7 protein-coding genes are annotated in these 7719 nt (G+C 50.5%); 4 read left to right on the top strand and 3 right to left on the bottom strand.

All coding sequences use genetic code 11. The annotated features are described in order from the left end of the window. Positions 1 to 128 precede the first annotated feature (128 nt). On the top strand, positions 129 to 1217 hold the full coding sequence (gene pheA, locus HMPREF2726_RS07455) for a prephenate dehydratase (protein ID WP_039862795.1): 1089 nt from the start codon (positions 129 to 131) through the stop codon (positions 1215 to 1217). Positions 1218 to 1483: 266 nt separating this feature from the next. Here the strand turns inward: pheA and HMPREF2726_RS13180 are convergent, their stop codons facing one another. The 3 genes from HMPREF2726_RS13180 to HMPREF2726_RS07445 all read right to left on the bottom strand — a co-directional run bounded on the left by HMPREF2726_RS13180 (position 1484) and on the right by HMPREF2726_RS07445 (position 3231). Continuing rightward, entirely contained in the window at positions 1484 to 2005 is a 522-nt protein-coding gene (locus HMPREF2726_RS13180; RefSeq protein WP_009312348.1) for a DUF4189 domain-containing protein, read from the bottom strand. A gap of 131 nt (positions 2006 to 2136) precedes the next feature. After that, positions 2137 to 2604 (bottom strand): SRPBCC family protein, encoded by a 468-nt coding sequence (locus HMPREF2726_RS07450; protein ID WP_009312347.1) that lies wholly within the window; start codon positions 2602 to 2604, stop codon positions 2137 to 2139. Between the two features lie 165 nt (positions 2605 to 2769). Beyond that, positions 2770 to 3231, bottom strand: coding sequence for a type IV pilin protein (locus tag HMPREF2726_RS07445; protein WP_009312346.1), 462 nt, complete (start codon positions 3229 to 3231; stop codon positions 2770 to 2772). Positions 3232 to 3594: 363 nt separating this feature from the next. Between HMPREF2726_RS07445 and HMPREF2726_RS07440 the strand changes: the two genes are divergently transcribed. From HMPREF2726_RS07440 to HMPREF2726_RS07430, 3 genes are all read left to right on the top strand, one after another. Continuing rightward, complete coding sequence (locus HMPREF2726_RS07440; protein WP_003758056.1) at positions 3595 to 4776, top strand: efflux RND transporter periplasmic adaptor subunit; 1182 nt, start codon at positions 3595 to 3597, stop codon at positions 4774 to 4776. Between the two features lie 96 nt (positions 4777 to 4872). After that, positions 4873 to 6810, top strand: coding sequence for a MacB family efflux pump subunit (locus HMPREF2726_RS07435; RefSeq protein WP_009312345.1), 1938 nt, complete (start codon positions 4873 to 4875; stop codon positions 6808 to 6810). A gap of 93 nt (positions 6811 to 6903) precedes the next feature. Then, complete coding sequence (locus HMPREF2726_RS07430; RefSeq protein ID WP_070602851.1) at positions 6904 to 7578, top strand: glutathione S-transferase family protein; 675 nt, start codon at positions 6904 to 6906, stop codon at positions 7576 to 7578. The last annotated feature ends 141 nt before the right edge of the window (positions 7579 to 7719 follow it).

The raw sequence follows: 7719 nt of genomic DNA, 5'->3' as shown, positions 1-7719 counted from the left end.
CTTGTCCTGATTTAAAGTTAATCCACTATAAAACAGGTCGTCTGAAAACGTATTCAGCTTTCAGACGACCTGTTTGATGTTAGAATGATTGCTTGTATTTATGAATGAATCACAAGGGGCTTGTCGATATGTCCTTATCCATTGACGAACAGCTTTTGCCGCACCGCAATGCCATCGATGAAATCGATGCCGAGATTTTGCGCCTATTGAACGAGCGCGCAGGCCATGCGCACGCCATCGGCGAATTGAAAGGAACGGGCGCGGTGTACCGTCCTGAGCGCGAAGTCGCGGTATTGAGGCGGATTCAGAGTTTGAACAAAGGCCCGTTGCCTGACGAATCCATCGCAAGGCTGTTTCGCGAAGTGATGAGCGAATGCTTGGCGGTGGAGCGTCCGCTGACGATTGCCTACCTCGGCCCGCAGGGAACGTTTACCCAGCAGGCAGCCATCAAACATTTCGGCCATGCCGCCCATACCGCCGCATTTCAAACCATAGACCAGTGTTTCCGACAAGTTGAAACGCGGCAGGCGGATTATTTGGTCGCGCCGGTTGAAAACTCGACCGAAGGCTCGGTCGGACGCACCTTAGACTTATTGGCAGTAACCGCATTGAAAGCCTGCGGCGAAGTCATTGTCCGCATCCATCACAACCTTTTGCGTAAAGGCACACACGAATTGGGCGGTATCACAAAAGTCATCGCACACGCCCAAGCGCTGGCGCAATGCAACGACTGGCTCGGACGCAACCTGCCCAACGCTGAACGCATCGCCGTTTCCAGCAACGGAGAGGCGGCAAGGCTGGTGGCAGAATCAGACGACCCCAGTATCGCCGCTATTGCAGGGCGTACCGCAGCCGATATTTATCATTTGAACTATGTCGCTGAATGCATCGAGGACGAGCCGAACAACACCACGCGCTTTTTGGTCATGGGGCATCAAGATACAGGCAGCAGCGGTAAAGACAAAACCTCGCTGGCAGTCTCCGCACCCAACCGCGCCGGCGCCGTCGCCGCGCTGTTGCAGCCGTTTACCGAATCGGGTATTTCCATGACCAAGTTCGAAAGCCGCCCGAGCAAATCCGCGCTGTGGGAATACCTGTTCTTCATCGACATCGAAGGACATCAAAACGACGAAAAAGTCCAAAACGCACTGCGGCTCTTGAGTGAACGCGCATCGTTTGTCAAGGTCATCGGGTCCTATCCGGCAGCCGTTTTGTGATGTAACGGGAATAAAGAAGGTCGTCTGAACATTCAGACGACCTTTTTTGCTAAACAAGGGTCGTCTGAAATATTGAACGCGTTTTTTCAGAACCAATCAGACTTCGGTATGGATGCCGCGCTTTTTAAAGGATGCTTTTACACGCTCATGCCAGTCTTTGATAAACAGCGGCACAGTTCTTTTGAACAGCAGGCATAAAATAAAGACGGGCACAAAGCCGATTTTTTATAAAATGCCGTCTGAAATTTCAGACGGCATTTGGTCTATTAATATTTAGGCAAAGCGCAACCTTCCGGAGTGGTAATTCTGCACTGTGTTACACCTGCGGCTGTATGGCATTGATTTAATGCATTAGCTTCGGCACGACCAAGATCATCTACTCCATAGAAAGTTTTCCATTTGCCTTTATATCTGCCTTGTGCAACTGCAAGACAGCCGTTTCTAACCCATTTTGCAACTACACATGGGGCATTGCTCCCTCCTTGTTCACAGGTCTTGATGGCTTGTCTTTTGGCTGCCTCAAGTGAATCCATATCCATTGCACCACCTGAAATACCTGTTTTAGGATTGATTGCCCATGCTAAATATTTTGAAGGAACATTGATATTAACAATTTCCGTAGGCTGTTTTCGTTGGTGCTGACGAGATGACGCACAGTTGGGATTGTAGCCATACTGACATAATGCCGAATTGTTTTGCAATGCGCCTCTGGTTGCATCATAAGTGGGATCAGCTGCATAAACATTAAGGCTAGTCAGTCCTAACAATACAAAAAATAATTTTTTCATTACAAGTCCAATCTTTTGTTTTTTAAAAATTTTAATATTTAAATGTAGAAATACTAGGATGGCTTACTTCCTTTGCCGGGTTGTTTCATGGTGTCTGTGGTCGTGATGTTGTCTATGAAATATTATATTACTTATTCAATTTGCTGCGTTTTTTCAACATGACCATTCCATTGGGCAGCCCACTCTTTCAATAAACAGTGGCGTTTTTCAAATGTCCGACGCAAAGTCGGCAATCCGATTAGCCAGTCAACCGTTTTCCCCAGCCCGAAAGTAAATTCCACCGTATCCGTTACACAAGTACGCCCTCCGGAAGATTTGAATTCGTGCGTATGGCGGAAGGAGCGGTAAATCCCTTCCAGCATCAGGTCGGTAAACGATTGGTTCGGCTCAAGCGAAATGATTTCGGCGCGATGCCGCAACCAAATCCCGCAAACTCTGTATCTGAAATCCAAAATATCTCCCCGCGCCCAGTATTCCTTTTCCGATAACCATTGCACGTCAAACGGAAACTGACAGGCAAATCCGTGTCGGGAAGTACAGTAGCGGAATATCGGTTCGAGCGGCGCATCCAGCCGGACGCTGCGGGTGTAAGTCAGCATGATATCGACCGTTGTGGGCAAAGATGGGGATGTTGATAAGAGTGGTGCGGTCGGTATCAGTTCATAAATTGCATTGAACGGCGTGATTTGGTGTTGATAGTAGAATAAAGGTCGTCTGAAAATTTTCAGACGACCTTTATGATAAATCGCGGCGGTAGGTTCAAATTATTCTTGGCTGATGGGTTCGAAGCCCGGGCAGTCCTCATTGTTTTTGGAATTGCTTGCCCAGAAGATGCCGTCGCTGTTGAGATAAACGGAGCAGGTCTCGGTGGACTTGTATTCGTCTGTGGGTTTGGCTTCGAGGATGTATCTTGAGGAAGCGGAGTTTACGATTTTTTTATCGTTGTCGTCCGGACCTTCGAAGTTGAAGATGGAGATATTGAAATATTGGTTTTGAACCAAGGGGGGCAAGGCGGGATTGCCTGCTTCGGCTTTTACGGTCGCATGCTGGGCGTAGTAACGCTCGAGGTTTTGGGCGTTGATCAGCAGCTCGGAGCGGACGCTTTCCAAGCGTGTTTTGCGGACGTAGCGTTGGTAAGAGGGATAGCCGATCGTCGCTAAAATCGCGATGATCAGGACGACAACGAGTAGCTCGGGGAGAGTAAAACCTTGTGATTTGTTTTTCATAGTAAGTGTCATTGTTGTTATATTTATCATGCCGGGTCGTCTGAAAGGTTCGGGGAGGCGGCCGTTGTTGGGTTTGATGGATGTTGAATTATAGTTCTTTTCTCTTGTTTTGAATGTTTGGATAAATATTGAGATTGGGAAAATATGTAAATACGTTGAAATATTCTGGAAAAGGGTTTTGATTATTTCTATGTAAAACAATAAGTTAAATTTTAGTTTGGTCGGTTATTGTCTTGGCTGGAGTAAATGCTTGCAGTAAAATCTGCCCGTTTTCAGCGTTTTCGGCGGATAAGTGTTGGGATTATGCGACATGAATCGGGTGCCGGATTGAACAGATGAAATGGATGAATCAGAAAGTCAGTTATGGCAAAAATCATTAATAAATGGACGGTTGGAATAACGGTTGCTGCGGTGCTTGGGTTTGCTGCGTGGTCTTATTTCCAGCCCGAACCTCAAACTTCTTACATCACGGAAACGGTCAAACGCGGTGACATCAGCCAGACGGTATCCGCTACGGGCGAGATTTCGCCGTCGAATCTGGTGTCGGTGGGCGCGCAGGCTTCGGGGCAGATTAAGAAGCTGTATGTCAAGCTCGGACAGCAGGTTAAAAAGGGCGATTTGATTGCGGAAATCAATTCGACCACTCAGGTGAACACGCTGAATACGGAAAAATCCAAGCTGGAAACGTATCAGGCGAAATTGGTTTCTGCCGAAATTGCGCTGAACAGCGCGGAGAAGAAATATAAGCGCGAGGCGGCTTTGTGGAAGGAAAACGCGACGTCCAAAGAGGATTTGGAAAGTGCGAAGGATGCGCTGGCCGCGGCTAAGGCAAACGTTGCCGAGCTGAAGGCTTCCATCAAGCAAACCAAAATTTCCATTAATACCGCCGAATCGGAATTGGGCTATACCCGCATTACTGCGACGATGGACGGTACGGTGGTGGCGATTCCGGTGGAAGAAGGGCAGACGGTGAATGCGGTGCAGTCCACGCCGACGATTATCCAATTGGCGAATCTGGATACGATGTTGAACAAAATGCAGATTGCCGAAGGCGATATTACCAAGGTCAAAGCGGGGCAGGATATTTCGTTTACGATTTTGTCCGAACCGGATACGCCGATTAAGGCGAAACTAGACAGCGTCGACCCAGGCTTGACCACGATGTCGCTGGGCAGCTATACCACCAGCACGGACACGACTTCCAATGCGATTTACTACTACGCCCGCGCTTTGGTGCCTAATCCCGACGGCAAACTTTCTATCGGTATGACGACGCAGAACACGATTGAAATCAACGGCGTGAAAAACGTTTTGCTCGTGCCGACGCTGACGATTAAAAAACACGACGGCAAATCGTTTGTCAGCGTTTTGGGCGCGGACGGTAAAGCTTCGGAACGCGAGATTACGGTCGGTCTGAAAGACAGTATGAATACCGAAGTGAAAAGCGGTTTGAAAGAAGGCGACAAGGTGGTGATGTCGGAAATGAGCGCGGCGGAGCAGGCTGAAGCGGCGCAACGCGCCATGCAGGGCGGTCCGCCGAGATAAATAGGCAATAGGTCGTCTGAAAGTTTTGTTTGTTAGCAAAATCCTCCTTTCAGACGACCTTTCCACTCCATACATCATTATCGGTCGGAAACACTTATGAGCTTAATCGAATGTAAAAACATCAACCGCTACTTCGGCAGCGGCGCGAACCGCGTTCATGTTTTGAAAGATGTCAGCCTGTCGATAGAGAAGGGCGATTTCGTCGCCATCATCGGGCAGTCCGGTTCGGGCAAATCCACGCTGATGAACATCCTCGGCTGCTTGGATAGCGCGACTTCGGGTTCGTATCAAATCGACGGCATCGAAACCGCCAAAATGGAGCCGGACGAATTGGCGGCATTGCGGCGTGAACGCTTCGGCTTTATTTTCCAACGCTACAACCTTTTGGGTTCGCTGACGGCGCGGGACAACGTCGCCCTGCCTGCCGTGTATATGGGCATGGGCGGCAAAGAGCGTTCCACGCGTGCGGAAAAACTGTTGCAGGATTTGGGTTTGGAAGGCAAGGAAGGCAACAAGCCCAGCGAACTTTCCGGCGGCCAGCAGCAGCGCGTCTCCATCGCCCGCGCCCTGATGAACGGCGGCGAAATCATCTTCGCCGACGAACCGACCGGCGCGCTCGATACCGCTAGCGGCAAAAATGTGATTGAAATCATCCAAAAGCTGCATAAAGAAGGACATACCGTGATTATGGTTACACACGATCCCGGTATCGCCGCCATCGCCAACCGCATCATCGAAATCCGCGACGGCGAAATTATTTCCGACAGTTCAAAAAATCCCGAAATCCCCGAAAGCAAAATAGAACGCATCAAAGAAAAATCTTCGTGGCTGTTTTATTACGACCAATTCGTCGAAGCCTTCAAAATGTCGGTGCAGGCGATTATGGCGCACAAAATGCGCTCGCTTCTGACCATGCTCGGCATCATCATCGGCATCGCCTCGGTCGTGTCCGTCGTCGCTTTGGGCAATGGTTCTGAGAAAAAAATCCTCGCAGACATCAGCGCGATGGGGACGAATACCATCAGCATCTTCCCCGGGCGCGGCTTCGGCGACAGGCGCAGCGGCAGGATTAAAACGCTGACCATTGACGACGCCAAAGTCATCGCCAAACAAAGCTACGTCGCTTCCGCCACGCCGCAGACCACCTCCGGCGGCACGCTGACCTACCGCAATACCGACCTGACCGCCTCGCTGTACGGCGTGGGCGAACAATATTTCGACGTGCGCGGGCTGAAGCTGGAATCAGGCCGCCTGTTTGATGAGGGCGATGTGAAAGAAGACGCGCAAGTCGTCGTGATTGACCAAAACACCAAAGAAAAACTCTTCGGCACGGATGTCGATCCGTTGGGCAAGACCGTACTCTTCAACAAACGCCCGCTGACCGTCATCGGTGTGATGCAAAAAGAAGAAAACTCTTTTGGCAATTCCGACGTATTGATGCTCTGGTCGCCCTATACGACCGTGATGCACCAAATCACCGGCGAGAGCCACACCAACTCGATTACCGTCAAAATCAAAGACGACGCCAACACCCAAGTCGCCGAAAAAGGACTGACCGAGCTGCTCAAAACGCGGCATGGTACGGAAGACTTTTTCATGAACAACAGCGACAGCATCAAGCAGATGGTTGAAAGCACCACCGGCACCATGAAGCTGCTGATTTCCTCCATCGCCTTGATTTCGTTGGTGGTCGGCGGCATCGGCGTGATGAACATCATGCTGGTGTCCGTAACCGAGCGCACCAAAGAAATCGGCGTGCGCATGGCGATTGGCGCGCGGCGAAACAACATCCTGCAACAATTCCTGATTGAAGCGGTCTTAATCTGTATTATCGGCGGTTTGGTCGGGGTAGGGCTGTCCACTGCCATCAGCCTCGTGTTCAACCAATTCGTTACCGAATTTCCGATGGAAATTTCCATCGGCTCTGTTATCGGCGCGGTTGTCTGTTCCACCGCCATCGGCGTAGCGTTCGGTTTTATGCCCGCCAACAAAGCCTCCAAGCTCAATCCGATTGATGCTTTGTCTAAAGATTAAGTTTTCAGACGACCTCCAAACCTAAGGGGTCGTCTGAAAACCCCGTTTGGCTATTGTCATCATAATGAACATACACACACCGAGGAAAACCGAATGATTACCCTGCATGTATTGGCACAATCCCGCGCCCTGCGCATCGTCTGGCTGCTCGAACTCATCGGCGCACCGTATCAAATCAAAACCTACGCGCGCCATCCCGAAACCCTGCTCGCGCCCGACGAACTCAAAGCCGTTCACCCGCTGGGCAAGTCTCCCGTTATCGACGACGACGGATTCGTGCTCAACGAAAGCGGCGCGATTACCGACTACCTGATTCAAACCTACGGCGGCGGACGCTTCATGCCCGAACGCGGCAGCCAAGATTACTGGCATTACCAACGCTGGCTGCACTATGCCGAAGGTTCGCTGATGCCCTTGCTTTTGCTCGGGCTGGTGTTCCGCAAAATAGAAAACGCCTCCATGCCGTTTTTCATCAAACCTGTCGCACGCAAAATCAGCGGCAACGTCAAAAACGGCTTTATCGAACCGCAAGCCGCCCTGCATCTTGCCTATGTCGAAAACGAATTAAACGGCAAAGACTGGCTGGTCGACAACCGGCTCAGCGGCGCCGACATCATGATGAGTTACCCGCTGCAAGCCGCCGCCGACCGCTTCGGATTGGCGGACTATCCCAACATCCGCGCCTATTTGCAGCGCATCGAAAACGACCCCGCCTATCAAACGGCGGTACAGAAAGCAGGCGGTCCGCTGCTGCGTTTGGATAAATAAGGTCGTCTGAAAACAGCAAAAGTCGGGTCTGGCTGCCCGACGAGATACCGAACACACAGTTCACACAATACATTGCGAAAACAGACCGAAGATCGTCCGAACCCACAACATATAGTGGATTAACTAAATCAGGACAAGGCG

The sequence above is a fragment of the Neisseria sp. HMSC074B07 genome, from assembly GCF_001810355.1.
In the GTDB taxonomy this organism is placed as follows: domain Bacteria; phylum Pseudomonadota; class Gammaproteobacteria; order Burkholderiales; family Neisseriaceae; genus Neisseria.
The sequence above is the reverse complement of the archived record's forward strand: the minus strand, read 5'-3'. Positions and strand labels throughout refer to the sequence as shown.